Annotated in this window: 23 protein-coding genes and 4 pseudogenes; 11 read left to right on the forward strand and 16 right to left on the reverse strand. The window is 68.5% G+C overall.

The window, feature by feature from the left end:
- Positions 1-174 precede the first annotated feature (174 nt).
- Positions 175-351, reverse strand: a complete 177-nt coding sequence (locus AB0D14_RS42335; RefSeq protein WP_362790086.1) for a hypothetical protein — start codon at positions 349-351, stop codon at positions 175-177.
- A 108-nt stretch (positions 352-459) separates the two neighbouring features.
- Between AB0D14_RS42335 and AB0D14_RS42340 the strand changes: the two are divergent.
- Positions 460-899: pseudogene (locus tag AB0D14_RS42340) on the forward strand (transposase); the annotation flags it as partial.
- A 47-nt stretch (positions 900-946) separates the two neighbouring features.
- On the forward strand, positions 947-1939 hold the full coding sequence (locus AB0D14_RS42345; RefSeq protein WP_362790089.1) for a threonine/serine dehydratase: 993 nt from the start codon (positions 947-949) through the stop codon (positions 1937-1939).
- A 31-nt stretch (positions 1940-1970) separates the two neighbouring features.
- Here the strand turns inward: AB0D14_RS42345 and AB0D14_RS42350 are convergent.
- The 3 genes and pseudogenes from AB0D14_RS42350 to AB0D14_RS42360 all read right to left on the reverse strand — a co-directional run.
- Positions 1971-2934: pseudogene (locus tag AB0D14_RS42350) on the reverse strand (IS481 family transposase); the annotation flags it as partial.
- A complete protein-coding gene (locus AB0D14_RS42355) occupies positions 2931-4109 on the reverse strand; it encodes a Cmx/CmrA family chloramphenicol efflux MFS transporter (RefSeq protein WP_362790092.1) in 1179 nt (392 codons plus the stop codon). The pseudogene AB0D14_RS42350 and the gene AB0D14_RS42355, both read right to left, overlap by 4 nt.
- Positions 4110-4433: 324 nt before the next feature.
- Entirely contained in the window at positions 4434-5120 is a 687-nt protein-coding gene (locus AB0D14_RS42360; protein ID WP_362790095.1) for a hypothetical protein, read from the reverse strand.
- 99 nt (positions 5121-5219) lie between these two features.
- On the opposite strand from AB0D14_RS42360, the pseudogene AB0D14_RS42365 reads away from it, so the two are divergent.
- Positions 5220-6223, forward strand: a pseudogene (locus AB0D14_RS42365) (IS5 family transposase).
- Positions 6224-6589: 366 nt separating this feature from the next.
- On the opposite strand, the gene AB0D14_RS42370 reads toward AB0D14_RS42365, so the two are convergent.
- Both AB0D14_RS42370 and AB0D14_RS42375 read right to left on the reverse strand, forming a co-directional pair.
- The gene (locus AB0D14_RS42370; RefSeq protein ID WP_362790098.1) at positions 6590-7492 is read right to left on the reverse strand and encodes an MBL fold metallo-hydrolase; all 903 of its coding nucleotides are present in this window, start codon (positions 7490-7492) and stop codon (positions 6590-6592) included.
- 50 nt (positions 7493-7542) lie between these two features.
- On the reverse strand, positions 7543-8841 hold the full coding sequence (locus AB0D14_RS42375) for an MFS transporter (protein ID WP_362790101.1): 1299 nt from the start codon (positions 8839-8841) through the stop codon (positions 7543-7545).
- A 127-nt stretch (positions 8842-8968) separates the two neighbouring features.
- Between AB0D14_RS42375 and AB0D14_RS42380 the strand changes: the two genes are divergently transcribed.
- From AB0D14_RS42380 to AB0D14_RS42390, 3 genes are all read left to right on the forward strand, one after another.
- Positions 8969-9178, forward strand: coding sequence for a hypothetical protein (locus tag AB0D14_RS42380; RefSeq protein ID WP_362790104.1), 210 nt, complete (start codon positions 8969-8971; stop codon positions 9176-9178).
- Positions 9165-10556 carry an amidase gene (locus AB0D14_RS42385; RefSeq protein ID WP_362790107.1) on the forward strand — a complete coding sequence of 464 codons (1392 nt, stop codon included), beginning with the start codon at positions 9165-9167 and terminating at the stop codon, positions 10554-10556. Before AB0D14_RS42380 ends, AB0D14_RS42385 begins: the two co-directional genes overlap by 14 nt.
- Before the next feature lie 167 nt (positions 10557-10723).
- On the forward strand, positions 10724-11302 hold the full coding sequence (locus AB0D14_RS42390; RefSeq protein WP_362790110.1) for a TetR/AcrR family transcriptional regulator: 579 nt from the start codon (positions 10724-10726) through the stop codon (positions 11300-11302).
- Between the two features lie 64 nt (positions 11303-11366).
- On the opposite strand, the gene AB0D14_RS42395 is transcribed toward AB0D14_RS42390, so the two are convergent.
- Positions 11367-12074, reverse strand: coding sequence for a hypothetical protein (locus AB0D14_RS42395; protein ID WP_362790113.1), 708 nt, complete (start codon positions 12072-12074; stop codon positions 11367-11369).
- Between the two features lie 283 nt (positions 12075-12357).
- On the opposite strand from AB0D14_RS42395, the gene AB0D14_RS42400 reads away from it, so the two are divergent.
- Positions 12358-12996, forward strand: a complete 639-nt coding sequence (locus AB0D14_RS42400) for a transposase family protein (protein ID WP_362790116.1) — start codon at positions 12358-12360, stop codon at positions 12994-12996.
- Between the two features lie 479 nt (positions 12997-13475).
- Here AB0D14_RS42400 and AB0D14_RS42405 read toward each other — a convergent pair whose 3' ends face one another.
- The 7 genes and pseudogenes from AB0D14_RS42405 to AB0D14_RS42435 form a co-directional block, all read right to left on the reverse strand.
- Positions 13476-14600, reverse strand: a complete 1125-nt coding sequence (locus AB0D14_RS42405; protein WP_362790118.1) for an amidohydrolase family protein — start codon at positions 14598-14600, stop codon at positions 13476-13478.
- Positions 14601-14894: 294 nt separating this feature from the next.
- Positions 14895-16136, reverse strand: coding sequence for an ISAs1 family transposase (locus AB0D14_RS42410; protein ID WP_362790121.1), 1242 nt, complete (start codon positions 16134-16136; stop codon positions 14895-14897).
- A 199-nt stretch (positions 16137-16335) separates the two neighbouring features.
- Positions 16336-16461 carry a transposase gene (locus AB0D14_RS42415; RefSeq protein WP_362790151.1) on the reverse strand — a complete coding sequence of 42 codons (126 nt, stop codon included), beginning with the start codon at positions 16459-16461 and terminating at the stop codon, positions 16336-16338.
- A gap of 49 nt (positions 16462-16510) precedes the next feature.
- Positions 16511-16744 (reverse strand): annotated as a pseudogene (locus AB0D14_RS42420) (recombinase family protein); the annotation flags it as partial.
- Between the two features lie 98 nt (positions 16745-16842).
- Positions 16843-18060, reverse strand: a complete 1218-nt coding sequence (locus AB0D14_RS42425; protein ID WP_362790124.1) for an IS110 family transposase — start codon at positions 18058-18060, stop codon at positions 16843-16845.
- Between the two features lie 290 nt (positions 18061-18350).
- A complete protein-coding gene (locus AB0D14_RS42430; RefSeq protein WP_362790127.1) occupies positions 18351-19733 on the reverse strand; it encodes an MFS transporter in 1383 nt (460 codons plus the stop codon).
- A 165-nt stretch (positions 19734-19898) separates the two neighbouring features.
- Positions 19899-20438, reverse strand: a complete 540-nt coding sequence (locus AB0D14_RS42435; protein ID WP_362790130.1) for a CGNR zinc finger domain-containing protein — start codon at positions 20436-20438, stop codon at positions 19899-19901.
- 88 nt (positions 20439-20526) lie between these two features.
- On the opposite strand from AB0D14_RS42435, the gene AB0D14_RS42440 reads away from it, so the two are divergent.
- The 3 genes from AB0D14_RS42440 to AB0D14_RS42450 are packed head-to-tail and all read left to right on the forward strand — an operon-like array spanning position 20527 to position 22644.
- The gene (locus tag AB0D14_RS42440) at positions 20527-21006 is read left to right on the forward strand and encodes a DinB family protein (RefSeq protein ID WP_362790133.1); all 480 of its coding nucleotides are present in this window, start codon (positions 20527-20529) and stop codon (positions 21004-21006) included.
- On the forward strand, positions 21003-22184 hold the full coding sequence (locus AB0D14_RS42445) for an aminotransferase class I/II-fold pyridoxal phosphate-dependent enzyme (protein WP_362790136.1): 1182 nt from the start codon (positions 21003-21005) through the stop codon (positions 22182-22184). Before AB0D14_RS42440 ends, AB0D14_RS42445 begins: the two co-directional genes overlap by 4 nt.
- A 1-nt stretch (position 22185) precedes the next feature.
- On the forward strand, positions 22186-22644 hold the full coding sequence (locus AB0D14_RS42450; RefSeq protein WP_362790139.1) for a RidA family protein: 459 nt from the start codon (positions 22186-22188) through the stop codon (positions 22642-22644).
- A gap of 314 nt (positions 22645-22958) precedes the next feature.
- Here AB0D14_RS42450 and AB0D14_RS42455 read toward each other — a convergent pair whose 3' ends face one another.
- Positions 22959-23774: a helix-turn-helix transcriptional regulator gene (locus AB0D14_RS42455; RefSeq protein WP_362790142.1), complete on the reverse strand. Its 816-nt coding sequence runs from the start codon at positions 23772-23774 to the stop codon at positions 22959-22961.
- 72 nt (positions 23775-23846) lie between these two features.
- On the opposite strand from AB0D14_RS42455, the gene AB0D14_RS42460 reads away from it, so the two are divergent.
- A complete protein-coding gene (locus AB0D14_RS42460) occupies positions 23847-24563 on the forward strand; it encodes an SDR family oxidoreductase (RefSeq protein WP_362790145.1) in 717 nt (238 codons plus the stop codon).
- A gap of 11 nt (positions 24564-24574) precedes the next feature.
- On the opposite strand, the gene AB0D14_RS42465 is transcribed toward AB0D14_RS42460, so the two are convergent.
- Positions 24575-25417, reverse strand: coding sequence for an IS5 family transposase (locus AB0D14_RS42465; protein WP_362790148.1), 843 nt, complete (start codon positions 25415-25417; stop codon positions 24575-24577).
- Between the last annotated feature and the right edge of the window lie 201 nt (positions 25418-25618).

The following is a 25618-nucleotide window of genomic DNA, read 5'->3' on the forward strand; positions in this document are numbered from 1 at the left end:
GCTGGAACAACTCCCACAACTCGTCCGGCACCAACCGCTCAACAATCCCCACCATGACGGAGATTCTACCGAGTCATCCAAATGAGATGACTTCTTAGAGGGCGGTACGTGAGTTGATGTCCGTTTCACTGTTTCGGGAGGGGTAAGCCTGCTGGCTGCGGTGTCGTCGGGTGGCTACGGCCGTGGCTGGGTGAACAAGCCCTGCTCGGTCTCGACCAGGATTCCGCGTTCGGTCAGCCGCTTGAGCTTCAGGCGGGTGTTGTTGATGTTGTTCGGCGCGATCTCGGTGTCCATCGCCTCGCACACCTGCCGCGCCCGCAGCGGCGTGTCGGCCGCGGCGAACACCGCCATGATCTGCTGGTAGGCCGGATGGTCCGGCAGCTTCGGGGCCGGCGGCGCGGGCGGCTGCCGATCGGGCAGCTCCAGCAGCGTCTTGCGGGTGACCCGGACCTCCTCGGCCGCCCGGCCGAGCTCGTCCTGACCGCAGGACAGGACGCAGACCAGACAGCCCGCAGTTCGTCCCCGTGTTGCAGAAGGTGCGGGTCCGTCTGCCTCTCGGCCGTCCTCGGACCCGGCCCGACGCTGTCGCCGCGGACAAGGCCTACTCGTCCCGCGCTAATCGCTCTTACCTGCGGAAACGCGGCATCAAGGCAGTCATCCCGGAGAAGAAGGACCAGTACGCCAACCGGAAGAAGAAGGGCCGCCGGGGTGGCCGCCCCACACGCCACGACGGCGATCTTTACAAGGAGCGGAACACCGTCGAGCGGCTCATCAACAAGTTGAAGGCATGGCAGGGCATCGCGACTTGATACGACAAGACGCCCGAGAGCTACCTCGCTGGCCTCCACCTCCGTGCCTCGATGATCTGGATCAACGACCTCCTGAAGGCAACTGGCTGATCCCAACATCACACAGGTCCTAGCCGAGTGCCGACGTAGGGTGAGTCATGACCGTAACGCGTTTGTCTCCTGACGGCATCGATGAGGCCGCCCGTCTCATCGACCCCGCCTTCCTCCACACTCCCCAGTTCTCGGATCCCTCGCTCTCCCGCGCACTTGGCCGGGACACCGTGGTCAAGGTGGAGACACTCAACCCGCTCCGATCCTTCAAGGGCCGCGGAGTGGACCTCTTTCTGCGGCAAGCGGCGGTCGCGCGGCATGTCGTCTGCGCCTCGGCTGGCAACTTCGGGCAGGCCATGGCATATGTCGGCCGGACCCGGGGCATCCCGGTGACGGTGTTCGCCGCCCATGACGCCAACCCCAACAAGGTGGCGAGGATAAGGGAACTGGGCGCCGAAGTCGTTCTGTCGGGCGCAGACTTCGACGCCGCCAAGGACACGGCCCGGGCGTACGCCGACACCCGCACGGAGTACGTCTTCGTGGAGGACGGCGACGAGCCGCTCATCGCGGAGGGAGCCGGCACCATCGCCGCGGAACTGGCCCCGCTCGATCTCGACGCGATCGTGGTCCCAGTCGGCAACGGCGCACTCATCAGCGGCATCGGGTACTGGACGAAGGCCCGCTCACCTCGTACCCGGATCATCGGGGTGTGTGCGGCGGGCGCCCCCGCCATGGCGACGAGTTGGCGTACCGGCGTGCCCAAGACCACGGGACCGGTGCGCACCATGGCGGACGGCATCGCCGTACGGGTGCCGGTGCCCGCGGCGGTGGCCTGGATGCGCGAGGTCGTCGACGAGGTCCTCCTCGTCGAGGAGCAGGACATCCGGCGGGCGTTGCGGTTGGCGCGGGACACCCTGGGCCTGATCCTGGAACCCTCGGGCGCGGTCGGCATCGCCGCCGCACTGCGCCACGACCTCGGTGTCGCATCCCTCGCCACGATCCTCACCGGTGGAAATTTCTCCCCCGGCCTCCTACGAGAGCTCGCGCCGGACCCGGCACGCACGGACGACACGGCTTGCCCGGCGGGGGCGGCCCGCTAGTGTTGCTGGCCATGACGTTGGTGGCGTTCGCGTGGAGGCGTGAGGCGGGTGGGCGGTTTCCGGCGGCGGTGTGAGGCCGGTGGTAGTTGTAGTGAACGTTCCAGACCGCGATCGCCCGAAGCCGCTCCTTCACAGAGGTCCACTGCCGGGCGTAGAGCAGTTCTTCGGCGAGGATGCGCTGGTAGCGCTCGACCTTGCCATTATGCCGAGGCGTGTAGGGCCTGGTCCGCTGATGCCGAGAGACCCACGAGGTCAAGGAGCGTGCGAAGACGACGGCGCGGTAGTTCGCACCGTTGTCGGTGACCACGCGAACAACCCGGTGGATGCCGTGGGCGGCGAAGAACGCGCGGACGCGACTGAGGAACCCCACGGTGGTGGCGGCCTTCTCGTCGGGGAGGTGCTCGGTGTAGGCCAGGCGGGAGAAACCGTCGACGGCGGAGTGCAGGTAGACCTACCCGCCCTTGGTCCCGGCAGTCTTCGCGCGTTGGGCTGCCTTGGCCTGCTCGGAGCCGCGTCCGTGGGCCCGCCACCCGCCGCCGTCGGGGATACGTCCTACCTTCTTGACGTCCAAGTGGACCATGTGGCCCGGGTAGCGGGCCACGATCTGTTTCGGCGGGCGCCGGTTGGCCGAGCCGTCGGGATCGAGGAACCGTGCCCAGACGCGCCAGCCACCGGCCCACAGTACGTTCGCTGATCCGCACGCCCTGGTCCGCGAGTTCGAGTGCGATCCTGCGCGCGGACCACTTGTTGTCCCGCCGCAGCTGCTCGATCCGTTCGACGACGTCTGGCGAAGTCTGGGTCGGTGAGGAGCGCGGGACACTCGGATGGTCCCCCAGCCCGGCTTCACCGTACTGGTCGTAGCGGTTCTTCCACTTGGACAGGCAGGAGCGGGAGACGCCGGCCTCGGCAGCGACGTGAGCGATCGGACGAATGCGGCAGCGTTCGACGAGCCGTCGGCGTCCCTCGATGGTCAAAGGGGCGTTCGCATGCGTCACTGGAGCACCTCCGTGCTCCGGCCAGCCGCGATCACTGTGCGAAGGGGGAACGCGATGAGCAGCGCAACAGCGACCAGGAGTCCGCTCGACCACAGCGGCCCGGTATTTCCGACTGCGGTACTGAGGGTGGCCGCGGCGATGAGGGGTCCGACAGCGGCGCCGACGTTGAGTGCCGCAGTCGCGTACGAGCCGGCCATGGTGGGGGCTCCTGCGGCCTCGTAGAGGACCTGTGTAATCAGGGTGCTGCCCAGCGCGAAGGACAGCGCGCCCTGTACGAACACGAGGGCGAGCAGAGCAACCGGCTTGTCGGCCAGCACGGCCAGGGCCGGCCAGCCGATCAGCAGCAGCGGACCGGCGACTGCGATGACCGGTCCGGGGTGCTGGTCGGACAGCCGGCCTGCGACGGTGACCCCGGCAAAGGAACCGACGCCGAAGAGCACCAGGACGACAGAGATCCACAACTCACTCAGCCCGGCGGTGCCGGTCACGACGGGGGCCAGGAAGGTGAAGCTGGCGAAGGTTGCCGCGTTCACCAGCGCGCCGAGCAGCATCACCACGATCAACCTCGGCTTCACGAGCTGGGCGAGCTCCCCTCGCAAGGCCGGCCCGCCCGTCGCTTCTTCCTTCACACATCCCGCTGGGATCCCCTTCAGAATGCCGAGAGCCGCAGGCACACAGAGAGCGGCAACAGCCCAGAATGTGGCCCGCCAGCCGAGCAACGCGCCGAGTACCGACCCACCAGGGACGCCGGCGATCGTGGCCACCGTCGTGCCTGACAGCAGCACGGCCAGAGCACGTCCCTTCTTGTCGGGCGAGACGAGCGTGGCGGCAGTTGTCAGAGCGACGGCAAGGAACCCTGCGTTTGCCAGCGCGGCGACTACCCGGGTAGCGAACAGGACCGGGAAGCTCGTGGTGATGGCGCCCACGGCGTGAGCTGCCGCGAAAGTGACGATGAACCCGAGAAGACTGAAGCGCCTGGACCAGTTGCGGGCAAGCGCGGCCACAAGGGGGGCGCCAACGATCATGCCGATGGCGAAGGCGGAGGTAAGCACACCTGCTGTCCCGACGGTGACATCGAGGTCTGACGCGATGTCCGGCAAGAGGCCGGCGAGCATGAACTCAGAGGTGCCCATGGCGAGGACGGCCATGGCAAGCAGATACAGCGGGAGAGGCATCGAGTGGCTCCGAGGTGAGGAGAAGCACGAGAAGGTCATCCCGTCACCGCGGCCAGCCCCCAAGGGCTCTCGTCTCACCACAGAATGCGGCGCGACGACAGGGCTATGAGCTCAGTGGTGCAGGGGGCTGACGGCGTGACCGAAAGCCCCCACCGTGTCTGACTCAGGACTCGACATGGCCCGCACGCTACCCGACTGATGTCAGCCGAGGCACCTCGGTTTCACCGGCATTGGACTGTGTAACCAACGTCATGTCCCGCAACAACTAGGGGGCGCGCCCCTGATCACCGATTGCTCCGCCGGGGTGCGACTTGGGTTCGCTGATCAGTCCGAGCCGTCGTGGCCGTGGCGGCTCAGAAGGCGTTGGAAGAAATCGGTGAGCGTCGCCTTCCCGGCTGCGTGGTCGCGCAGCTCGTGACCGCCGATGAGGTAGACCTCGTAGCCTTGCAGGGTGAGTTGGCGGTCCTCCACCACCATTGGGGCGTAGCGCGCGGGATCAGCCAGCCATACGGAGCCAGGTTGCTGCATCGTCGCCGTGTCGACCCGCCGAGCGTAGTGCTGGATGCCGTCGACCTCGATGACCGCCCGGGCGCGCTGATTCATCAGTAGCAGAAAATCCATCCGCTGGCGGGTAAGGCGGCTGACACCGTCCAGCTCGGTCAGGCTGTACGGGTCGTAGTGGAGGTAGACCTGGGGGACGAGCGCCGGGAGGTCGAAGCCGAGCTCGGTGCGGGTGTCGAACACCAGGAGTTCGGCACCGTTGTCGCTCAGCGACCGACGGAGCCGCTCCCGCAGTGAGACGCGGGCGCTCATCGGGTCATCCGCGTGCTCGGGGTGCTGACGAACCCACCATGCCACCAGATCTGACCAGCTCAACCCGCGGTCTTCCAGGGGCTGGTCGTACACCAGGCAGTACTGCTCGTTCTTCACAATGCGGATCGTGTTGCTGATGGAGTCCGGCAGCACGATCTGCGGCTTGGGGCCATCGACAGCGAAGATGAGGTTCTTCATTTCCCCGTCGACGCCGCGAGCGTCTAGGGCGCGTATCGGGTCGTGATCAATCTGCGGGATTCGCTCTCGTAGCGGGGTCCGATCCGGTAGTCGTTGTGCATGACGCGAGTGCAACTGACAGACGCGGAGTGGGAGTTCATCGAGCCGTATCTGCCGATCGGCGAGTACGGCCCGTATCCCGGGCGGCTGCGGCAGCAGTTCGAGGGCGTGATCTGGCGCTTCAGGACGGCGGGGCAGTGGCGGGAGATGCCGCGGGAGTCCGGTGCCTGGTCGACCGTCCACAACCGTTTCCGGCAGTGGCGGGACGCCGGCGTCTTCGAGGCGCTGCTGGAGGGTCTGATCGCGGAAGCCGCGAAGTGGGGTGAGGTGGACCTGTCCCTGGTCAGCGTGGACTCCACCACCGCGCGCGCTCACCACGATGCTGCCGGGATGCACCTGGGCCCCGACGTCATCACCGCCTTGGAGAAGGCCGCTGCCGAGGAGGAGAAGGCCCGGCAAAAGAGGGCGGCCCGGAAGGACAAGACGGGCGGGACGCCGAAAACGACCCGGAGCGGGAAGAGCGGCGACGCATCCGGCGCCGGCGCACACTCCGGTTGAAAGCCGCTCTGCTCGGACGCTCGCGGGGCGGGCAGACCAGCAAGGTTCACCTCGCCGCCGACCGCAAGTGCCGCCCTCTGGTGGTTGTCCTGACCGCGGGACAGGCCGCGGACAGCCCGCAGTTCATCCCCGTGCTCACAAAATTACGGGTCCGCGGGCCCGTCGGCCGGCCCCGCACCCGGCCCGACGCGGTCGCCGGGGACAAGGCCTACTCATCCCGCGCCAACCGCGCCTACCTGCGCAGACGGAACATCAAGGCAGTCATCCCGGAGAAGAAGGACCAGGCGGCCAACCGGAAGAACAAGGGCGGCAGGGGCGGCCGGCCCGTCAGCCACGACGCCGACCTCTACAGGGAGCGCAACACCGCCGAACGCGCGATCAACAGACTGAAGGCCTGGCGCGGCATCGCCACCCGATACGACAAAACGCCGGAAAGTTACCTCGCTGGCCTCCACCTGCGCGCCTCGATGACCTGGATCAAAGACCTCACCCGGACCACCCATTGATCACGACCCGATACGCGCCCTAACGGCTTCAGGCATACGGCGCAGTCGTACCGCACGACGGTCCTACCTTTCACGAATGGGAGCGGGCCCCTCGGGGGGAGGTGTAGGCCCGCATCGGGATGTCCCGTTCCGCTGTAGTGGTCTGCAGGTTTTCTGTATGTCTCATTGAGGGGACACCTCCGCTGTCTCACGATCTTGTCCCTTTGAGGCTGCAGGTCAGCGTCGTCCGATTCGATCCCCGCCAGATACGACTCCAGCGCGGGAAACCCATCGACTCGAGCCGCGTATCCCCCAGTACGTGGGAGGTGGTGGGGTCCGAAGGGCCGGGCCATACCTGCGGTGACCGAGACGGCGTGGCAACGCCAATCAGGAAGCGGGGACGGGATCCAGTCGGTAGGCGTCCCCGTGGGCGACCACGCGGCCGGCGGTGGGCGGTGCGAAGTGGGTGCCGAGGAGGAGGGTGTCCGTGCCGGCGAGGGAGCCGAGCAGCTCGCGGCGGGTGGCCTCGGACTGCCGCGGGTCGATGTCGACGCAGGCGCCGATGACGGGGTGGGCGAGCTGGACGGGGTGGTGGACGCAGTCGCCGGAGATCAGCGCCGTCTCCTCCTGGCTGGTCAGTTCCACCGCGACGTGGCCGGGGGTGTGGCCGGGTGTCGGGATCAAGCGCAGGCCGTGGGAGATCTCGGCCCCCTTGTGCGGGACGTCGACCGTGCTCAGCAGACCCGCCTGTTCGACCGGGATCACGGAGTCACGGAACATCTGTTCGCGTGCCTCCTCCATGTCGTACGTGGCCCAGAACTCCCGCTCGGCGCGGGAGGTGAGGTAGCGGGCGTTGGGGAAGGTGGGGACCCATTCGCCGTTCACCTGCCGTGTGTTCCAGCCGACGTGATCGGCGTGCAGGTGGGTGAGGATCACCAGGTCGACGGAGTCCGGGGGGAAACCGGCGGCGGTGAGGTGCTCCAGGAAGTCGGTCCGCAGGTTGTGCCAGGCCGGGTTGGCCCGCTCCTTGCCGTTGCCGATGCCGGTGTCGACGAGAACGCGCAGCCCGTTCACGACGAACGCGAAGCTGTGGCTGTCGATGTGCAGAATCCCGTCCTGGCCGGCGAAGTGGGGGTGCAGCCAGTCCTGGGCGGTCACCACCTCAGGGGTGGCGTCGGGCAGCAGCCAGGGTCCGGTCGCGGGCGGCAGGGCGACTTCGTCGATGCGGTGGACGGTGACGCCGCCCACAGTCCAGGAGGGGATGGGGGCGGTGGCGGGGGAGGTGTGCATTGTGTGTCGTTTCCCTTGATCTCTTCAGCGGAAGCGGTCGGTTGTTCTCTTCAGTGGGAGCGGTCGGCTTCGGGGCGGGCCGCTACGCGTCGTGACGCGGTGAGTGTCGCCAGGGCCGCCAGGGCGAGGAGAGCGGCGGTGATGGCGTAGGCGTGTGAGGTGGCCCCCAGCCCGTAGTGCTGGGTGGCGGCGCCCGCGGCGACGGCGGGCAGGCTCATGGAGAGGTAGCTGAGGATGTAGTAGGCGGCCAGTGTCGCGGCGCGGTCCCGCTCGTCGAGCGAGGCGAGGAGCATACGCAGCGCCCCCTGGGAAACGGCGCCGAAGGCGATGCCGGCCAGCACCGCGCCGCCGTAGACGGCGGGCAGCCCGGCGCCGTGCAGACCGCTCAGGGTCAGGGCCGCGGCGGGCAGGACGGACAGGCAGCCGCCGATCGCCGTGGCGCGGGGCGGCCTGCACCGCAGCGCCCATACGGTGAGCGCGGCGGTGGCACTGAGGGTGAAGAAGACCATGCCACGGGCTGCTTGCGGGGCGTCGGGGGCCACCAGGCGTACGAGGGCCGGGCCGAGGGAGGAGTAGAAGCCGCCCAGCGCCCAGACGGTGCCGACAGCGGCGCCCGCGGCCAGCAGGGTGCGGCGGACCGGGGGCGGGACGCCGGCCCGCGGGCGCAGCGACCGCAGCGCTCCCGCGCGGCGGTGGGCCGTCTCCGTGGTGAAGGTGGCCGCGATCGCCTGGGCGAGGAACAACGCCGCCAGCAGTACGAAGACGGTGACGGTGGGGGCGGGGGCGAAACGGACGAGCAGGGTGGAGACGAGCACGCCGGTGGCCATGCCGGCGACCGGGGTGACGCTGTTGGCCAGGGCGGATCGGCCCGGGCGCCGGGGGTTCTCCAGGTCGAGGAGCGCCGCGCCCGCGGCGCTGGTGGCCGCTCCGGTGGCCGCTCCTTGCAGGACCCGGGCGATGGTCAGGGAGCCCGCGCCGTCCGCTGAGGCCAGGAGGATCATGGAGGCGGCCGCCATGAGCAGGGCGCCTGCCAGGACGGGGCGTCGCCCCAGGTGGTCGGAGAGCGCTCCGGTGGTGAGCAGGGCCAGCAACAGGGCCAGGGCGTACGCGCTGAAGACCACGGTGACGGCGAGCGCGGAGAGGCCCCACTGGTCCTGGTAGAGAGGGTAGAGCGGGGTCGGAGCGCTGGACGCGGCCAGGAGGGCCGCGAGTATCGACACGTCGAGGGCGAAAGAAGCCGTGCGCCTCTTCGTACGGGCGCGGGCGGCCCGATGGGCGACGTGCGTGGGTGCGTCGGACGCCGCGGGTGCGTCGGCCAGCGCTTGTACGTCGGAGATGACGCCGGGCATAGGACTCCTTCCGTAAATGCAATGTATTTGCTTTAACTCGACCGTAGGGCCTACAGTCGAGTTAAAGCAAACCGTTAGCTTTTGCTACGGGGCGCTTCGTCGCCACGCCCCTGATCAGGAGAAACCCGTGCCCTCCGCTGAACTCACGCCGCCCGACGCCGCCCGCTGGGCCGCCCGTGCCGGACTTCCGCTGCCCGATGACCGCCACGCCGCGGTGGCCGCCACCGCCGACCACATCCACTCCGTCGTCTCGGTCCTGCGTGAGTTGGACTTCGGGGACACCCCGCCCGCCGGCGCCTACCGCGCCGGAAAGGAGAAGCACGATGCAGCCGTATGAGCTGACCCTCGCCGACGCCGCGCAGCAGATCCGGGCCCGCCGGCTGTCCCCCGTCGAGCTGGTGGACTCGGTCCTCGAACGCATCGACCAGGTGGACCAGCACGTCGAGGCGTACGTCGCGGTCACCGCTGAGCAGGCCCGCGGCGCGGCGCGGGAGGCCGAGCGGGAAGCGGCCCGCGGCGTGTTCCGGGGGCCGCTGCACGGCGTCCCGGCCGGGCTCAAGGACCTGATCGACGTCGCCGGTTCGCCCACCAGCGCCAGTTCCCGGGTCCGGGCCGGCCACCGCGCCGCCGCCGACAGCACGGTCGCCGCCCGGCTGCGGGCCGCAGGCTCCGTCCTGGTCGGCAAGACCCACACCCACGAGTTCGCCTACGGCCTGACCACCCCGCAGACCGGCAACGCCTGGGACCGCGGCCGGGTCGCGGGAGGCTCCAGCGGCGGGTCCGCCGTCGCGGTGGCGGCCGGGGCGGCGACCTTCGCCCTCGGCACCGACACCGGCGGGTCGATCCGGGTTCCCGCCGCGCTGAACGGGGTCGTCGGCCTCAAGCCGACCTACGGGCTGGTGCCGCGCCACGGCGTCACGTCACTGTCCTGGTCGCTGGACCACGTCGGCCCGGTCACCCGCACCGTCGAGGACGCGGCCCTGGTCCTGAACGTCCTCGCCGGGCACGACCCGCGTGACCCCGCCTCGCTGGACACCTCCGCCGTCGACCACCGGCCGGAACGGGAGCCGGACCTGGCGGGCGTGCGCGTCGGGGTACCGCGCAACTACTACTTCGACCATGTCGACGCGGAGGTGGAGACCGCCGTCCGCCGGGGCATCGCGCAGCTGGAGACGCTCGGCGTCCATCTCGTCGAGATCGACATCCCGATGACCCGGTACATCCAGGCCACGCAGTGGGGGCTGATGGTTCCGGAGGCCACCGCCTACCACGAGGGCACGCTGCGCACGGTCCCCGAGCTGTACCAGGCGGACGTCCGCATCCTCCTGGAGGCCGGTGAGCTGATGGGCGCGGGCGACTATCTGCGTGCCCAGCGCTCCCGGACGCTGATGCGGGAGGAATGGGCTCGCGTTCTGGAGAAGGTCGACGTGATCGCCGCCCCGGCGGTCCCGATGACCGCGGTGAAGGCCGGTCAGGAGAGCGTCACCTGGTCCGACGGCTCGACCGAGGCCGTCTCCGACGCCTACGTGCGTCTGTCCTCCCCGGCCAACATCACCGGAGTGCCCGCTCTGTCCGTCCCGGTGGGCCACGACACGGCGGGCATGCCGATCGGCATGCAGCTGCTCGGGCGGCCCTTCGGCGAGCGGCAACTGCTGCGGGTGGGCCACGCCTACGAGCGGACGCAGTCCGCCCGATCACTCGCGCCGGCCGCCTGAGAGCGGCGTGCGGGCCGGACGGTTCCGGACCGGCCCATATGCCGTTCGGCTCCGGTCGGGATCAGGACCGGATGCCCGGAGCGAGGAGACCGGCGAGGGAGCCCTGGCGCGGCCGTCGAGCCGACACACTCCGCCTAAACGCAATAACCGTGCTTTAAGGTGGAGTCATGAGTCGTAAGCCGATGATGCGCCCCGGCGGGCGCAGTGCACGGGTCCAGGCTTCGGTGCACGCCGCCGTCCGCGACATCCTGTCGGAGCGGGGCCGCGACGCGGTGACCGTCCCGCTGGTCGCCCAGCGCGCCGGAGTCACCCCCTCGACGATCTACCGCCGCTGGGGCGACCTTCAGGAGCTGCTGTCGGACGTCGCGGTGGAGCGCCTGCGGCCCGACACCGCGCCGGAGAGCCATGGCGACCTGCTGTCCGACCTGACGGCCTGGGCCGAACAGTTCCTCGACGAGATGTCGTCCCCCTCCGGCCGCGCCTACATCCGTGACGCTCTGCTCGGCGACCCGGACGGCAGCAACGCCGGTCGGTGCTCGGCCTACGCGGCCGAACAGATCGACGTCGTGCTCGCCCGCGCGATCGGCCGCGAGGAGAACACTCCCGACGTCGAGACGGCGATGGACCGCGTGGTCGCCCCCATGATGTACCGCATCCTCTTCCGCCCGGCCGGACTCGACGCCGCGTACGCCCGTCGGCTCGTGACCGAACTCCTCGACGCGGGCGAAGAACACCCCCTCCCATGATCCAGATTCCTCGCGGCCCGCGCAGGAGGAACCGCCCAGATTCACCGTTGCCCATGCCCGCGGGCTATCGCAGCTCGGGCGAGGCAAGGGCCTTCGGCTTGTGGCGTGGTCCGTGGAGATCACCGAACTGGTCGGTATACGGCGCCGCGGCGGCCACGACCTTCTTGCCAAGGCGGGTGAGCTGCATGGGGTGTTTGACTCCGCAGGGGAAAGGAGCTCGCTGTCCAGGTCCTGTTCCAGCTTGTGGATCTGCAGGGTCACCGTGCCCGGATCGAGGCCCGCGTCGCGGGCGAACGTCGTCAGGGTGGGACGCCATCATGCGGAACCCGACCTTCGTGAGCTGATCACGGCCCGCAGGGCCGAACTCGAGGTGCAGGTAGAGACGTTGAGCCAGCAACTCCAAGAGGTGCGCGACGAGCTGGAGGAACTCGCCGTCGCCGAGCGGGTCGCACGTCGGCTGGCCGAGCAGCTGCACGCCGAAACGGAGCGGGAAGCGACGCCGCCCGCGGCTGCCGGGCAGGTCGCGGGCCGTGCGGTGCTGCTGGTGCCGCGGCGCGAGCGCGGCATGAGCGAGGCGATGCTGCCCGCGGACTACCAGCGGATCATGGATGTGTTGCGGCGGGCGGAGTCGCCGGTCATGGTCAAGCAGGTCTGCGCCGAGCTGGGGATGTCCTCCGAGCCGGGCCCGTGCGGAGGCGCTGCGCGCGAAGCTGAACCGGCTGGCCGAGCGGGGCTGGCTGCGCAAGCTGGCCGACGGGAAGTTCACCACCACGCTGTGAGCGTGTTCCCGCCACCACGGTCTACGGTCGGGGCTGTAACGTGCGTGCCCCCGACGGCAGTTGATGTCGTATGCGAAACAAACCCAGCCCCGCCGGGGGCACTGAGACGGTTGTCCACCAGTCCAGCCTGCAGCTGTCCACGGCCACCCTGACCTTCCTCGGCGACCTGCTGCGCGGTCATCTGAAGAAGACCGCTCGCGGTGGCGCAAGCTGCCGCCCGGACGGATCGCCACGATCGTCCTCGCCGTCCTGCGCCATGACCAGCGGCTTGCCGACATGGCGGGCGGCAACGACGTCTCCGCCACGACGGTGCGCCGCTGGGTGATGGAGGTGATCGAACTGCTTGCCGCGCGGGTCCCACGCTTGGAGCGGGCGCTGAAGAAAGTCACCCGAAAGGGCGGCCACGTTGTCCTGATCGACGGCACCCTGATCCGCACCCGCACCCGCACCCGCCGCCGCTACGGGAAGGACAACTGCCGCAACTACAGCGGCAAACGCAAGGCCCACGGCCTGCTCTTCCTCGCGCTCACCGACGACAGGGGCCGCCTGCTGTGGCTGTCCGCCGCTCGTCCGGGACGCTCCTCGGAGATCACCACCGCCCGCTACAACAAACTCGTCGAGCGCCTGCGGGCCCATGAGTTGGGTGCCATCGGCGACCTCGGCTTCACCGGCCTGGACGACGACCCGGGCAACCCGGTGGTCATCACCGGCTGCAAGGCCGCCCGCACCAAGCCGCTCACCTCGGCGAAGAAGCAGGTCAACCAGCTGATCGCGTCCGTCCGCGCGGTCTGCGAGCACGCGTTCGCGCACCTGAAGAACTGGCGCATCATCACCAAGCTTCGTCTGTCGGCGCGTTATGCGACCACGCTGCTGCGGGCGCTGCTCGTGTTGACCAACACCGAAGTCGCACGCTGACAGACGATCTCGGGAGCAGGCAACCGCCCGCGACAAGCACGAGTACGAGATCGCTGACTCACACCAACCCCGATGACCTGCAGGTTCGAAGTTGGAGGAGGCTCAGTGCGTGCTGCCGCTACCTCAACGGCCACCTCGACCAGCTCCGCTACGACATCGCCCTGGCTGCGGGCTGGCCGATCGCCACCGGCGCCGTCGAGGGCGCCTGCCAGCATCTGATCGGTGACCGCCTCGACATCACCGGGGCCCCTGGGGACTCACCGGCGCCGAAGCAGTGCTGAAGAATTCGAGGCCGTCATGACCACACCGGCCCTACAGGCCGCGTGACCGAACCTGTCACCCAAACCTGCAGCAGACCCAAGAGCATGCGATCCGCCGTTGCATGAAGACCGCGTGATGCGGCAGCCGCGCATCGCATACTTTGACTGTACTCTCGCCTTACAGCCAAAGCATTTTCCACTTCTGCCGACGCTGGCGCGTCACTTCACGGGCACTTTTATTCCGAAAAGTTTTTCCGCATTTCGGAACGCAATCTTTCCCTTGTCTTCGCGTGGCATATCGACTCCGCGGAACCAGTCGGTCTGCTCCTTTATGTCCGCGAACGGGTAGTCGGTTGCGAACATTACTCGATCCACGCTTATGTACTTCAGTAAGAGATCGAGCAGTTCGGTCTGGGGGAATGCGCTGGTTGTGACCCAGAAGTTGTCCTGGAAGTATTGCCCGATGGGCTTCTCGAGCGAGTCTTCGGTCGGCTCGCCCATGTCATTGACGATCCGCTCGTAGTAGAAGGGAAGACCTTCGCCCATGTGGCCGATGATGATTTTCAGTTTGGGGAATCTGTCGAAAACCTCGTACGCGATCATCCGAATGCATTGGGTCAGCACCTCCTGGTGCCAGCCATATCCAGACCCACTGAAAATGTAGTCTTGGTACTCTTCCGTGTATTTAGACCGTGTGGTGCTGTAGTAGATCTTGAAGACATCGTCAGCTGGATAGCCGGGATGCAGGTAGATCGGCACATCGAGAGCAACGGCACGTGCCAGCACAGGCTCGAAATCGGGATGATCGAGATACTTCTTCGCGATGTGTCCGTTGGTCAGTGCGCCCAAGAAGCCATCTTCCCGAACCGAGCGTTCCAGTTCGTCCGCCGCCGCCTCCGGGCTCTGCAAGGGCAAGGTGGCGAAAGCCTTGAAGCGGCCCGGATATTTGGCGATTGGCCCGTCTATAAGTTGCCGGTTAAGACGATAGGCGAGGTCGATGCCCCTTTGCCCAGGGATATTTTGTACGGAGGGCGTATGAGCAGAGAGGATTTGAACGTTGAGTCCCCCCGCATCCATATCGCCGATGCGGCGTTGGCCTAGATCCGAAAGGCCAATTTCCTCAAGGAACGCTATGTGATCCTGATTGATGGAGTTCAGCTTCAACAACGTGGGAGTCGAAAATGTCTCCTCCGTGCCGATGAAGGGCAGGTCCCGGTCTCGCAATGCAATGTCCGGAGTCTTGTTCCCGTCCGCTGCCGAAACGGCGGCATACGCGGACAAGCCGGCACCAGCGCCAAGTGCCGTGGCAGCGGCTAGAAAGCCGCGACGTCCCATAGACTTCATGCCAGTCTCTCTTCAGGTGTTTGTGTGGTGTGGTATCCGTACGGCATCCGTCTGCGAGATGCTTCAGTTCGCCCCTTCGTTGTTACCAGGCGCGCCCAGGTGTCCACCCACGCCGCGTCCCCCCTTCGACCTCGGCGCCGGCCGCGCCGGTCCCGCCGGTCCCGCCGAAACACTGCCAGCCGGGACCACGGGTCTTCGCGTCCTGCTTGCGCACCACGGCAGCGCCGACCGGCGGCACCGCGTGCCCGACGGCGTCCGGTGCGAATTGGGTCCCGGTCAGGAACCAGGGCTTGATCAAGTTCCGTGGGCGTCCGGATTGTTGGTGATGCCCAGGATGGGGAGTGCTCGTTGGGGTTCGTCGCGGATCGCCCGGGTGGTCTTGGCGATGTTGTCGGCTCCGAGGGTTTTCAGCACGCCGATGGCGAGGTTGCGGAGGGTTGCCATGGCCCGTGGTGCGGTCCCGGCGTGGACGGTGGAGGCGTCCTCGGCGAAGGTGACATCCCTGATGTGGTGCGAGGAGTTTTCCACTCCCCAGTGCCCGCGAATCGCGGCGGCCAGGTCGGCGGGCCCGGCTTGGTGGGCGTCGAGGCTGGTGACGGCGTAGACACTCTCACGGGTCTCACGCCGGCCGGTCTGCTTGCGGCGGCGGTGGACGCGGATGGCCAGGCGGGCGTGGGGAAAGGCGATGCCGCCGAGTTCGTCGGCGATCCCGCAGGTCTTGATCGAGCGGGACTCGCGGCGTCCGTGTCCGGCCCCGGAGGCGGTGTGCTGGACTGCGATGGTCTGCCAGGGCAGGGCGGCGAGCTGGGCGTGGGCGGTGGGCTGGTTGGTCTTGATCACAGCGATGTAGTGGGCCTTCTTGGTCTCGACCAGCCAGGAGATGTTCGCCTTGACCGTGTGCAGGGCGTCGAAGGTGACGACGGTGCCGGTCAGGTCCAGCGGTGCCAGCAGTGGACGGAAGTGTGTGGTTTCGTTCGTCTTGGCGCCGACCTCCACCTGGGCGAGGGTCACGACGGTGCCGTGGGTGACCGCGGAGAGCAGATGCCGGCGCGTCGCGGTGAGACAGGCTGATCCCTTGAGTGCCTTGCCGTCGACAGCGATCACGCGCGGCCGTCCGGACGCGGAGGGCGACGTCGCCTGGGCGGGCTCGGTGGCGGCGCGGTGCCGGTCGGCCAGGTAGGCGCCTACCGCCCGGTCCAGGGCGTCACCGTCAACTGCCCCCAGCACACGGCCGATCGTGGTCGGCGACGGAGTGCGCCGCCATCTGAGCAGGTGGCGGCGGATCCCGATCGCTGTCAGGAGCGCGTTCGAGGCACGCTGGCCCCACTCGGCGAGTTCGTCGATGCTCCTGGCTCCCGAGACGACCGCGCAGGCGCACACCAGCAGGATCGCTGTCAGCGGGTACCACCGGCCCCGCCGTGCGCGCGGGTCGGGCACCGAGCCGAAGTAGGGGCGCAGGTCGGCGATCCGGTCGGTGTCCAGCGGGCCCAGTTTCACCAGGACGGCAGGGATGGGAGAGGATGCAGCAGCAGGCACGGGCCACCTCGTGATCATCGGGCTTAGACACCACAATGATCACGAAGCCCGTGCCTGCCTTGTTATGCGCCCCAACCGGCCACAACCTGACCAGCCGTACGACCCCGGCACTTGCAACCGCCCTGCCCTATTGGGTGCCTGTCCGGAAACTTCGTGGCCCCTCAGTCTCCCAGGGGCCCTACCGCTCGGGCACGTCCCGCTACGGCGAGCCAGTCCTCGCGCGCCACCAGATCGCGTCGAAGCACTGCCGCCGGTCCCGCGGTTTCCGCCCCATCTTCGGCAGCGGCGGCAACACCGCCTCCAGCCGCACCCACTGTTCGTCCATCGAGTTCGCGGATGAACTCGGCGAGGGCTGCGAAGACGTGGAAGACCAGGCGGCCGCCGGGTGTGGTGGTGTCGAGGTTCTCGTGTAGCGAGCTGAACCCGATGCCGCGCCTGCGTAGTCCGCTGACGATGGAGAGCAGGTCGGCGCGGCTGCGGCTGAGGCGGGGAGAGTCCCAGGACGACGAGGGTGTCGCCTTCGCGGAGGTAGTCCAGGCAGGCCCACAGCTCGGGGCGTTCGGCGTTCTTGACCATCTGATCCGTGGACCGAGATCAACACTCGACATGCGGATCGAACCGTCGTTTTGCGTCGGGCGGGGGGGTGCCTCTATGTCTTTCGTCAAGGCACCCCTGTCGGGTTTGGGCTGGTTCAGGGTTGCTGGGGTTATGCGGCGAGTTCGACGTCTTTGGGGGTGCGGGGTTCGTAGAAGGTGCCGTCGCGGAGCATGGCGAACAGGACGCTGATGCGTTGGCGGGCGAGGCGGAGGAGGGCCTGGGTGTGGGTTTTGCCGCGGGCTCGTTGCTTGTCGTAGTAGGTGCGGGAGGCCGGATCGGCGTTCATGCAGGCGAAGGCGGAGAGGAACATGGCGCGTTTGAGCTGCCGGTTGCCGCCTCGGGGTGCGTGTTCGCCGTGGATCGAGGTCCCGGACTGCCTGGTGGTGGGGGCGGGGCCGGCGTAGGAGGCGAGGTGGGCGGCGGTGGGGAAGCTGGTGCCGTCGCCGACGGTGGTCAGCAGGACGGCGGCGGTCCTGACACCGACGCCGGGCATCGAGGTCAGGACCTGGGAAAGAGGGTGGGCCTCCAGCAGGGCGTTGATCTGGGCTTCCATCGCCCTGCGCTGGGTGTGCACGGCGGTCAGGGAAGCGGCCAGGGAGGGGACGGCGATGTCGAGGGTGCCGGTGCCCGGGACGACGACGGTCTGCTCGTCGAGGGCGTCGAAGACCTCGTCGATCAGTCGGGCGGCCATGCGCGGGGCCTTCGGGCGGATCAGTTCCACGAGTCTGCGGCGGCCGGCCTTGCGCAGGGCGGCCGGGGAGCCGTAGCGCTCCAGGAGCCAGGTGACGGCCTGGTGGTCGAGACGCGGTCCCAGGACGCGTTCCAGGGAGGGGTGGAACTGGGTGAGCAGGCCGCGTATCCGGTTGCTGGTGCGGGTCGCCTCGGCCGCCAGGTCCTGGTCGAAGCCGGTCAGCACGGTCAGCTCGGCGGTGATCTCGTCGGTGAGTTCCAGCGAGCGCAGGGTGTGCGGCATCGTCCGCGCGGCATCGGCGATGACGGCCGCGTCCTTGGCGTCGGTCTTGGCCTCGCCGGGGTAGAGGTCGGCGATCCGTCGCATGGCCAGGCCGGGCAGGTAGGCGACGCGGCAGCCGGCGTCGCGGGCGACGGTCAGCGGCAGGGCGCCGATGGAGGCGGGCTGGTCCACGATGACCAGCACAGTGCCGAACTTCGCGGTCAGCTTGTCGAAGACGGCCCGCAGTTTCGGTTCGCTGTTGGGCAGCGGCTTGTCGAAGACCTTCTTTCCGGGCGGGGTGAGCCCGTGGCCGTGGTGAGCGGACTTGCCGACGTCCAGGCCGAGGAACACGCCCACGTCTTCGATCTCGAACATCGTGCCCTTTCAGGGGTGTTGACGGTGCCGGCCTCGGCTCGGGTGTCGTGCTCGCGCATCCACGTCATGCAGACCTGCCGCCCGCGAACTGTCCGGCATTGCGCCGGACCGGACGGTGGCCGGGCCTCTGATCAGCGTCTCCGACGGCACCTCCCGGGCCCGGTGACACCACCCCCCAGGTCATTCCTTCGACAGGGGGACACAGTCATGCCGAGCCCGGAGGCCAGCGGCTCCATTGCGGAACCGCGGAAAACATAACGGGGGCGCCGTTGCCGACGCTCCCCACCGACTCAGCTGGAGATGTCTTCCAGGATGGTTTGGCGGGTTTCGGGAAGGAACAGGATGGCCACGACCGATCCGGCCACGAAGAGCACGGCGCTGGCGGCGAACACGACGCTGGGGCCCTGGGTGGCGGTGACCAGAGGCACGACGATGGGTCCGAAGATGGATCCGAGGCGTCCGGCGGACGTGGAGCTGCCTATTCCGATGGCGCGGGTACGGGTGGGGAACAGCTCCGGGGTGTAGGCGAAGAGCGAGGAGAACATCCCGAAGAACAAGAACTGCATCACCGACCCGGAGATGATCAGCTCGGTGGTACCGGAGGCGTTGCCGTAGACGAACGCTGCTGCGGCCGAGGACAGGGAGAAGCCGACGAGGCAGAACTTGCGCCCGATCCGTTCGATGAGCCAGGCAGCGGTAAGGAACCCGGGGATGCCCCACAGGGCCATGAGGACGATGTAGCCGACGGACTCGACCATGTCGTAGCCGGCGTCGGTGAGGAGCTTGCCGATCCAGGTGGTGAGGCCGTAGTAGCCGCCGAGCAGGCAGAACCACATCGTCCAGCTGGCCAGGGTCCGCTTGCGGTAGCCGTCGGTGAACAGCGCCCGCAGCCCGGTCTGCTGCCCGGTCGTGTCGCGGTCGTCGATCGGTCCGGGGTCGGGCAGGGGACGACCGAAAGCGGCTTCGGTCTTGCGTTCGACGTGCTCGAGGGTGGCGATAGCCTCGGCGTGGCGGCCGCGGGAGACCTGCCAGCGGGGGGATTCGGGCAGGTTACGGCGCACGATGAGCGCGACGACGGCGAGCAGGGCCTGGGCGAGGAAGAAGCCGCGCCAGCCCAGGGTCGTTGACAGCAGCACGAACGATCCGATGCCGGCGAGGATGAATCCGATGGGCCAGGTGCCCTCCATCAGCGCGACGTAGCGGCCGCGCCTGGCCGACGGCATGAACTCCGACAGCAGGGCGGCGGCGACGGGGAATTCCGCGCCCATGCCGATGCCCAGCAGCAGTCGGAACGAGGCGAGGCTGGCGAAGTCCCAGGACAGCGCGAGCAACACGCTGGCCGAGCCCCAGATGATGATGCTGTACTTGAATACCTTGAGCCGGCCGAACCGGTCGGCCAGGACGCCGGCGCCGAGGGCGCCGATGAACATGCCGGCGAAGGTGGCACTGCCCACGAGGCCGGCCTGCAGCTTGGTCAGCCCGAACTCGGCGCTGATCGGGGCGAGCAGGTGTGTCAGGGCGCCGAGGTCGATCGAGTCGAACAGCCACGCGGTGGCGATGATCAGGAACAGGCTGCGCTGGTAGCTGGTCCAGGGCAGTCGTTCGAGCCGGGCGGCGACTTCACCGGTGCTGATGCGGTCGCTGGGTGGGGTCTGCAGGGATGAGGAGTCCAAGGCGGGCTGCCCTTCGGATCGATGAACGTCACCTGTCTGGGCGGTGACGCATCGAATAGTCGAAGCACGGCTCGTCACTTGTCAAGGGGGTGACGGTTTCAATCGCGTAAAGGACTCTGCCGCATGGGCGACGTCAAGCGGGGCCGGCGTTGGCCGTGAGACGGCTCAGGAGGCGGCCGCAGTGTCGGTGCGGCGTTTGCGCGCCCGGTAGGCGGCAGCCTTGACGCGGTTGCCGCACTCGTCCATGCCACACCAGGCACGGCGGGCTCCGCGGGAATGATCGAGATAGATGCGGGTGCAGGCGGGGCGGCCGCATTCCTTCATGTGAGCCTCGTGGTCGGCGAGGACGGTGACGGCGTCGCGGGCCAGTTCGGCCAGGACAGCGTGAATGTTGCCGGCCCGACGGATTCCAGTGTCGCTGAGCTGCACAGTCAGGCCGGCGTCTCCGGCGAGGCCGTTGACAGCGTCGAGAGCTCGGCGGTCGAATCCGCGCTCGGCGAGCCGGTCGGTGGCGAGCTGGTAGACCGCTTCGCGCAGGCTGATGGCCCGCCGGAACGCGTCCTGGGTGACGCTGACGTCGCCGGGTAGGTCGGTGGAGGTGTCGAGCCAGCGCTCCAGGTCGGCCGGCCCGGCCAGCAGATCTTCCGGTTCGGTCCGACGCCACTTCAGCGTGCCCGCCAGATCCAGTGCTGCACTTCCGCTCACGAAGGTGAATCCCACGTCACCATTTTGACAGGTGATACGAAGCCGTGCAAACTGCGTCACTGTCTGAACCGGTGACGATTGGAGTGGCATGCTCAGCCGCGAGGACTACCTGTACTTCACCGATCGCGCGCTCAACGGGATGGCCGCGATCGTGGTCGAGCTCGGCGACGAGCGCGCGAACCGGGCCGCCCACCCCGGCGCGAACTCGCCGTACGCGCTGCTGCACCACTGCCTGTGCGTGATCGAGACCTGGGTCGGCGGATTTGTCCGCGGCCGTCCGGTCGACCGCGACCGCGACGCCGAGTTCACCGCCGCCGGCCCGGTCGAGCTGCTCGTCGAGCGCTGCGCGACCGTGCGCGCCCAGATGCACACCGACGTCGCCGACGCGCACCCCGAGCAGTTCCTGCTCCAAGAGCCCCCCGCGGACTTCCTCGGCCCGCCCATCCGCCTCACCCAGGGCGGCGCGCTGCAGCACGTTTTCGAAGAACTCGCCCAGCACCACGGGCAGATGGAGACCCTGCGCGACGTCCTTGCCGCCGCGCCCGGCCAACCGCTGGAGACCGCATGAGTACCCCACCCCGTCCTGAGCTCGACGCGACCCGGCTACGAGCCGGCCACGGAGCCAAGTGGACCGCCGTCGACGCCGACGTCCTACCTGCCTGGGTCGCCGACATGGACATCGGCATCCCCGACCCCGTCCGCGCCCGCATGCTCGAGACCATCGAACGTCAGGACCTCGGCTACCCCTACTGGCCCGACGGCGACCCCGTCGTCGACGCGTTCACCGACCGCATGCGGTCCCGCTACGGATGGCAGCCCCGCGAGGGCCGCACCCGCGTGTTCAGCGACCTGATCCAGATCCTGCAGATCGTCATCGAACACACCACCGAGCCCGGCGATCCCATCGCCCTGCACGTGCCGAACTACCCGCCGTTCCTCGCCGCGATCCACCGCGCAGGACGCCGGATCGTGCCGCTACCCCTCGAACGCACCCCCGGGGGCTGGGAACTCGACCTCGACCGGCACCACGCCGTCTTCGCCACCGAACGGCCTCGTCTGTTCGTGCTGGTCAACCCGCACAACCCGACCGGGCACACGTTCAGCGCCGCCGAGCTTCGTGGGCTGGCCGACATCGCGGCCGAGCACCAAATCCCCGTTCTGGCTGATGAGATCCACGCCGACCTCACCTACCCACCGCACCGGCACATCCCCTTCGCCGGCCTCGACCCGGCCGTGGAGGACCTGACCATCACCGCGACGTCGGCGACGAAGGCGTTCAACCTCGCCGGCACCCGGTGCGCGGTCGCTCACCTCGGCCACGCACCCACCGCCGACGCTCTCGGCCGTGCCCCGCTGGACTACTTCGGCACCCCCAGCGTCCTCAGTCTCATCGCCACCGTCGCCGCTTGGCGCGAATCCCACGACTGGCTCCACGCCACCACCGACCTGCTCACCCGCAACCGTGACCGCGTCACCGCCTGGGCCCGCGCCCACCCTGAGCTCGGCTACCTCCCCCCGGAGGCGACCTACCTCGCCTGGATCGACTTCACCCGCGCAGGCCTCGGACCCGACCCCGCGGCCGCACTGCTCCGGCGCGCAGGCGTGTACCTCAACTCCGGTGCCGAATTCACTCAGCACACCGAACTGACCAACTCGACCTACGCACGACTCAACTTCGCCACCACTACCGCGAACCTCGAACAAATCCTGGACCGACTCGACAGCGCACTACCGAAGGGTGACTGACATGGGTAAGTGGACGGATCGGCTGGCGGAGATCGGCGTCCGGCTCCCCCACGTGGTGCCGCCGGTCGCGGCGTACGTGCCTGCCGTGCGGAGCGGCTCGCACGTGTACGTCTCCGGGCAGGTGCCCGTCGTGGACGGCAAGCTTCCGGCAACCGGCAAGGTCGGCGCCGAGGTGAGCGCGGAGGATGCTCAGCAGTACGCGCGGACCTGTGTGCTCAATGCGTTGGCCGCCGTGGATGAGCTGGTGGGGCTGGACTCGGTGGTCCGCGTGGTCAAGGTCGTCGGCTTCGTGGCTTCCGCCGAGGGCTTCAACGGTCAGCCCGCGGTGATCAACGGAGCGTCCGAGCTGCTCGGCGAGATCTTCGGCGAGGTAGGCCAGCACGCTCGCTCGGCGGTCGGCGTCGCGGAGCTTCCGATCGGCGCACCAGTGGAAGTGGAGATGATCGTCGAGGTCGCCTAGCCTGGGCCCAGCCTCGATCTTTCGCGCGCCCAGCAGACTTGGAGGTCTTCGTGATGTAGCTGATCTTGAGTCCTAAGCTCGTTGTCGCCTGCCGGTGGAAGTCCGGTCCGGGTGGCTGCCAGGAGGCCCGGTAGCAGACTGGCGGTGTCGGGAGGAAACGTTCGGCGTCAAAGCCCAGCGTCGAAAGCCCTGTAAGAGCTTGCGCGGATAGGCGGCGTGGAATGCCTCAGCATCAAGGTGGACACAGGCGCCAGTGAACATGCAGTTGCGACGGTCTGTGACCGCTGGAGGGAGACCTGTCCGCGTCTTTCGTTTCAGGTCGCCTGCGTGGCCAGCCTGCGCAGGGCCCGCACGGCAGGTGATCCGGGGTCGGCCGTCATCAGGACAACCTCCTGGTCATCCTCGGGCACGAGCAGGACGTCGCAGTTCAACCGCAGCGCACCGGCCTCCGGATGGTCCAGGGTCTTGGTGCGATGCCCGGGAGCGTGGACCGGACGCGCCTCCCAGATCTGCCGGAACTCCTCACTGACGGCGTGCAGTTCGGCCAGCAGCGCGGCCAGCTGCGGGTCATGCGGGTAGCGGTCCGCGGCCCGGCGCAGCCGCGCCACCACGATGTGCCCGAATTCCTCGGCGCTGGAGCTCCCGTACATCCGCCCCTGGCCCAGGAAGCGGCGTCGGGCCAGGTTCGTCGTCCCGCGCGCGAGGTCGGCGCCGAGCAGTGCGCGGGCCAGGGGGTTCCAGGCGACAACGTCGTACGCCGCGTCAGTGACGATGGCACCGGTCTCCGGCAGCCGCTCCAGCATCCGGGCCACGTGCGGGCGTACCCGCCGCACAGCGTTGCTGCCGGGCGGCGCGTTCGATCCCGCCAGGCGGAACAGGTGGCTGCGCTCGGCCGGCGTGAGCCGCAGGACCTGGGCCAGCGCGTCCAGGATCCGGGGCGATGGCCGTGGTCCCCGGGCCTGCTCCAGCCGCGCGTAGTAGTCGACCGACATGTGGGCGAGCTCCGCCACCTCCTCGCGGCGCAGGCCCGGCGTACGGCGGGCGGTGCCCGTCGTCGTCAGCCCGGCCTCGTACGGACGCAGGCCCGCCCGACGGTCCCGCAGGAAGCGGGCCAGCTCCTGCCGCACCATCCCACCTCCTGCCGCTTGCCTGGTACAGACTGTCCCTGGCAGGGTGCCCACCGCCAGGGGACAGTAGTTTCCATGAACAATCGCACAGCTCTGGTCAGCGGTGCCAACAAGGGCATCGGCAAGCACATCGCCCGGCTGCTCGCGGCTGAGGGCCTCACCGTGTACGTGGGCGCCCGCGACCCGGAACGCGGACAGCGGGCCGTCGAGGAGATCGGTCCCGGCGCCCGGCTGCTGGTCCTCGACGTGACGGATCCCGACGGCATCGCACAAGCCGCGGCTCAGGTGGAACGCTTGGACGTGCTGGTCAACAACGCCGGCATCTCGCCGTCACTCGCCCCGCCGACCGACACCCCCGTCGAGGAATACCGGCGCACGTACGAGACCAACGTGTTCGGGGTGATGGCGGTGACCAATGCCTTCCTGCCCGCCCTGCGCCGGTCCCCGCACCCCCGCATCGTCAACATCTCCAGTGGCACCGCGTCGCTGACCTGGAGCACAAACCCCAACCCCCAATTCACCCCGGGAAACGGTGGCGCTGCCGCCTACCGGTCGTCCAAGGCCGCCCTCAACGCCCTCACCGTCTTCTACGCCCAGACGCTGGCCGAGGACGGCTTCAAGGTCAACTCGCTCGCCCCCGGCATGCGGGCCACCGAACTCAACCCCCGGGCCGCCGCCGCCGGCGGCGACCCGGCCGAGGCAGCGCAGGGTGCCCTCCGCCTGGCCCTGCTGCCGGACGACGGCCCCACCGGCGGCTTCTTCTCCTGGGACGGAACCCCCGTGCCCTGGTGATTGGTGACCAGTCATGGGCGGCGTCGGAGACGGGTGCCCCAGCGGTGGGTCGTCCATGCCTGGCGGATCAGGCTACGTACGGTGATGATGGCGTCGGCGAGGTCGAAGAAGGCATCGATGACGGTGGCCCGGCGCTCGTAGCAGCGGGCGAGGCGGTGGAAGGCGTTCTGCCAGGCGTGGGTGCGCTCCACGTGCCACCTCTGACGTGCCTGGATCGGCGCCTTCTCGCCTTTGTGCGCGATCCGGCCGTGCAGGCCGCGTTCGTCGAGCAGGGTGCGGGTCTTGTCGGAGTCGTAGCCGGCGTCCAGGTGAACGGTGATGTCGTCGGGTAACGGTCCGAGGTCCTCCAGGCGGTCCAGGGTCGGGGCGAGCAACGGGGAGTCGTGGCGGTTGGCACCGGCCAGGACACGACCCAGTGGAATGCCGTAACCGTCCGTCATGCCCGAGCGTTTCAGGCCCTGTCTGCCGCGGTCGGCCGGTGAGCGACCGGCCGCCTCGCCGCCTCCGGGCGCCTTGGTGATGGAGCCGTCCACGGCGATCTGATCGAGGACGAGGCCGACGATCCGGTCGTAGGAGTCCAGCGCGATCTGCTTGATCTGGGCGAACACGCCGAGTTGTATCCACTCATCGCGGCGGCTGCGGATCGTGGTGGCCGAGCAGGTCGTGTCGGCGATCGCCTGGTAGGAGCAGCCGAAGCGCAGCAGTTGCAGCATCTTGTCGAAGATGATCCGGTCACGGATGCGCCGGCGGTGGCAGCCGAGTGGACGGTCGGGATGGAACTCCGGCCGCTCGGGCAGCAGAGCCACGAATTGGCTCCAGAGTGGTTCGGTCAGCCATGATGGCAGCACAGGCACAGGTCTCCCCAGTGATCACAGAGCGTCGCAACTCCATGATCGCCAGGACCTGTGCCTGTCTCGCTGCCGGGGTACCAGCACCGCGCCTATCTGCGCGCCCTCTTAGCTTGATCTTTAAGCCTCCTCCTTCGCTCCGCCGCGTCGGGGCCTGTCCACTTTGTATTGTTTCTTGCCGACTGGGTGGCGGGGTGCGGGGGTGGA

Source organism: Streptomyces sp. NPDC048484, assembly GCF_040651415.1.
Lineage (GTDB): Bacteria > Actinomycetota > Actinomycetes > Streptomycetales > Streptomycetaceae > Streptomyces.

Coding starts and splice junctions, on each gene's coding strand:
- AB0D14_RS42335 (WP_362790086.1), bottom strand. CDS start 351: ATGGCGGTGTTCGCCGCGGCCGACACGCCGCTGCGGGCGCGGCAGGTG.
- AB0D14_RS42345 (WP_362790089.1), top strand. CDS start 947: ATGACCGTAACGCGTTTGTCTCCTGACGGCATCGATGAGGCCGCCCGT.
- AB0D14_RS42355 (WP_362790092.1), bottom strand. CDS start 4,109: ATGCCTCTCCCGCTGTATCTGCTTGCCATGGCCGTCCTCGCCATGGGC.
- AB0D14_RS42360 (WP_362790095.1), bottom strand. CDS start 5,120: ATGAAGAACCTCATCTTCGCTGTCGATGGCCCCAAGCCGCAGATCGTG.
- AB0D14_RS42370 (WP_362790098.1), bottom strand. CDS start 7,492: ATGCACACCTCCCCCGCCACCGCCCCCATCCCCTCCTGGACTGTGGGC.
- AB0D14_RS42375 (WP_362790101.1), bottom strand. CDS start 8,841: ATGCCCGGCGTCATCTCCGACGTACAAGCGCTGGCCGACGCACCCGCG.
- AB0D14_RS42385 (WP_362790107.1), top strand. CDS start 9,165: ATGCAGCCGTATGAGCTGACCCTCGCCGACGCCGCGCAGCAGATCCGG.
- AB0D14_RS42390 (WP_362790110.1), top strand. CDS start 10,724: ATGAGTCGTAAGCCGATGATGCGCCCCGGCGGGCGCAGTGCACGGGTC.
- AB0D14_RS42400 (WP_362790116.1), top strand. CDS start 12,358: ATGGCGGGCGGCAACGACGTCTCCGCCACGACGGTGCGCCGCTGGGTG.
- AB0D14_RS42405 (WP_362790118.1), bottom strand. CDS start 14,600: ATGAAGTCTATGGGACGTCGCGGCTTTCTAGCCGCTGCCACGGCACTT.
- AB0D14_RS42415 (WP_362790151.1), bottom strand. CDS start 16,461: ATGGACGAACAGTGGGTGCGGCTGGAGGCGGTGTTGCCGCCGCTGCCG.
- AB0D14_RS42425 (WP_362790124.1), bottom strand. CDS start 18,060: ATGTTCGAGATCGAAGACGTGGGCGTGTTCCTCGGCCTGGACGTCGGC.
- AB0D14_RS42440 (WP_362790133.1), top strand. CDS start 20,527: ATGCTCAGCCGCGAGGACTACCTGTACTTCACCGATCGCGCGCTCAAC.
- AB0D14_RS42445 (WP_362790136.1), top strand. CDS start 21,003: ATGAGTACCCCACCCCGTCCTGAGCTCGACGCGACCCGGCTACGAGCC.
- AB0D14_RS42450 (WP_362790139.1), top strand. CDS start 22,186: ATGGGTAAGTGGACGGATCGGCTGGCGGAGATCGGCGTCCGGCTCCCC.
- AB0D14_RS42455 (WP_362790142.1), bottom strand. CDS start 23,774: ATGGTGCGGCAGGAGCTGGCCCGCTTCCTGCGGGACCGTCGGGCGGGC.
- AB0D14_RS42460 (WP_362790145.1), top strand. CDS start 23,847: ATGAACAATCGCACAGCTCTGGTCAGCGGTGCCAACAAGGGCATCGGC.